This window comes from Vibrio sp. 1249-1, from assembly GCF_033340495.1.
This window is the reverse complement of the sequence record NZ_JAWOWJ010000579.1, coordinates 1-686: the sequence shown is the minus strand read 5'-3', so window position 1 is coordinate 686 and position 686 is coordinate 1. Positions and strand designations below refer to the sequence as shown.

General features: G+C 44.3%; 1 protein-coding gene and 1 pseudogene. One reads left to right on the top strand and one right to left on the bottom strand.

Going from position 1 to position 686, the window contains the following annotated elements; genetic code table 11:
- Positions 1–6 precede the first annotated feature (6 nt).
- Positions 7–105, bottom strand: a pseudogene (locus tag R7Z50_RS27735) (LysR family transcriptional regulator); the annotation flags it as partial.
- Between the two features lie 140 nt (positions 106–245).
- Between R7Z50_RS27735 and R7Z50_RS27730 the strand changes: the two are divergent.
- Positions 246–644, top strand: a complete 399-nt coding sequence (locus R7Z50_RS27730; protein ID WP_318149786.1) for a hypothetical protein — start codon at positions 246–248, stop codon at positions 642–644.
- Positions 645–686: the final 42 nt, after the last annotated feature.

Genomic DNA, 686 nt, shown 5'->3' with positions numbered 1-686 from the left:
GATCTAACGAGATACGGAAAGAGCTTCCGCCGCTTTGGTGAAGTTGCCAAGTTGGGCGATCAAAACAAACGAGCGAATGTCGGCGAGATTAACTTTATTGAGCATAATGAGCGTGTTGCAAAAAGCGATGGGTTTAAGGTTATCACAATTATTTACCAATCATATCGGCAAGCAAGGTCGAACGACTTGAGCTTTACGACAACTTGCGTATTATTTTCTGCGTGTCCATCTTTATCTGACTTTTTATGAGCTTATTGATTTCACGACAAGGCACGCCTCAAAAGCGCGCGAAATGGCTGCTAGCAATGATTGGCTGGGTCATCGTCGTGTGTCTGATGCAAAATTCTGGTTTGGTTTCGGCATGCTCGATGAGTGATGACCAAACCTTGGTTTCTGCTTTATCTAGCGATGATGCTCATGTTGTTAAAGCTGATAAAGTCAAAGAGCCGAGTAAGTGTGAACTGTCTGAAAAGTTGATTCAGTTTACCCAGCATCAGCTCGAAGCCTTCATTGTCGTTTTGTTCATTGGCATTGTTTTAGCCGCAGTTTGGCGATGCAGTGCCTTTGTTAACGCAAGGCAATGGACTGAGCCCATCTACGACAAACATCGAATTCATCTTACCTCTTGTGTGTTCCGAGAATGACAAGTGATTCTGGCCGAAAACGCCAGCCACTTTCTACACTTG